Source organism: Citrobacter sp. NCU1, from assembly GCF_010231475.1.
Lineage (GTDB): Bacteria > Pseudomonadota > Gammaproteobacteria > Enterobacterales > Enterobacteriaceae > Citrobacter_D.
Genome location: NZ_NRDO01000135.1, coordinates 1 through 1,716, shown reverse-complemented (window position 1 = coordinate 1,716; position 1,716 = coordinate 1). Strand labels below are relative to the sequence as shown.

At 54.1% G+C, this 1,716-nt stretch carries 1 protein-coding gene; it reads right to left on the bottom strand.

All coding sequences use genetic code 11. The features are described from left to right. Positions 1-30 precede the first annotated feature (30 nt). Positions 31-1,671, bottom strand: coding sequence for a S1C family serine protease (locus CJP72_RS24910; RefSeq protein WP_025694289.1), 1,641 nt, complete (start codon positions 1,669-1,671; stop codon positions 31-33). Positions 1,672-1,716 lie beyond the last annotated feature (45 nt).

The window sequence follows — 1,716 nt, the reverse complement described above, 5'->3', positions numbered from 1 at the left end:
TGCCCCTCCCGCTTTTCGTGTACCGCCTGATTACTGCTGGGTCTGTGCTGTATTGAAGTCGTTCTTGTTGCCGATCGTTACCGACAGATCCAGACTTTTGCCGTCTCTGACGACATTAAGCGTAATTTTGTCTCCGACCTTTTTGGTCTTGATGAAGTCGATCAAGTCCTGGCTAGTCGCATATTTCGTTCCATTAGCGCCGGTAATAATATCGTACGGACGCAGGTCGGCAGCATAAGCCGGCGATTTGTAAATAATCTCGGCTACAACGGAGCCTTCCTTGATATTAGTGCCCATTTGCTTCGCCACTTCATCGGTAATCGTCATCAGCGAAGCGCCGATAAATGGAACCGGATCTTTAGGGATGGCTTGATTCGCCTCAAGCTTGTCGACAACTTCCTTAATTTTATTGACCGGTATGGCGAAGCCAATACCTTGCGAATCCGTGCTGACGGCAACGTTCATGCCGATGACCTGGCCGCTTGCGTTAAGCAGCGGTCCGCCGGAGTTGCCGGGATTGATGGAAGCGTCCGTCTGCAGCAGATCCGTATAATTGCGCGTACCGTTGCCTTGTTCTTCGTTGATGTCAATGCTCCGGCCTTTCGCGCTCAGCACCCCCGCAGTAACCGTATGGTCAAAGCCCTGCGGGTTGCCGATTGCCACGACCTCCGAGCCTACCTTGATGGCGTTCGAGTCGCCGAGCGGCACGGTCGGGAAATTGTTGTCCCCTTCGATCTTCAGCACCGCGAGGTCCAAGTCCGCGCTGGACCCAAGCAGCTTTGCTTCATACGGCTTGGAGTTGCCATCGACGGTAACCTGGATAACGTCGGCATTCTCAATTACGTGCTGGTTGGTCAGAATGTAACCCGCTTTATCGTATATAAATCCGGTGCCGATGCCGTAAGGCGTCAGCTGCGAATCCGAGCCAGAGCCGCTGCCGTTGTTCTGCTGGGACTGTCCGGACGAATTGCCACCGAATTGGTCACCAAAGAAGAATTGAGAGAATGGATCATTCAAGTTCGGATTACTTTGGCCTCCGCGGGAAGCCGATTTTACGAGCGTCTCAATTTTGACAACCGCCGGTCCCGCTTCGTCTACGACACTGGAGACGCCTTGTGATCCGGTCACAAGCCCCGTCGTTGAAGCCGACGCTGCCACTGAGGCGCTCTCGTTGGCCGCCTTGCCCTGTGAACTCAAGGCCACTGTTGCCGCTTGATCTCCTGTGAACCAGTTCCCACGGTCAGCCATGAACATGGAGCCTGAGAGCACAAGCATGCCTGCAAGGAAGGAAAGGACTGCGGTTCTTACAGGCTTCTTTGGCTTCTGATTGAACTGCCAGCCGTTTCCTCCGTCCGAACCGCTTCCGCCGCCATTACCGTTGCCTCCTCCATAGCCTCCGCCGTGACCCGTGGAGCGAAACGAATGATAAGGAACCGGCTTGACCGGTTGGGGAGTAGTGACTTCTACCCGTTCCGGCTCCCTCCGGCTATAATGCTCCACGCCGTCCGTATTCTGCTCATTATGATTAAGGGATTTAAAAGGGCCGTACGAATAATAGTAGGATGAATTCGATTCGGGAGACTGTCCGTCCTTGTTCCACTCCCGGTCCGGCGATTGTTTCTCAAAACGATCGCCGCCATCGCCGTTATATCTGTTCTTGTTCTCGTCCATTGTTTTACCCTCCCGCGCCCTGTCCTTACGGACAAGGAGTCATTT

Excerpts from the sequence above, each read along its gene's own strand:
- CJP72_RS24910 (WP_025694289.1), bottom strand. The coding sequence starts at position 1,671 with ATGGACGAGAACAAGAACAGATATAACGGCGATGGCGGCGATCGTTTT.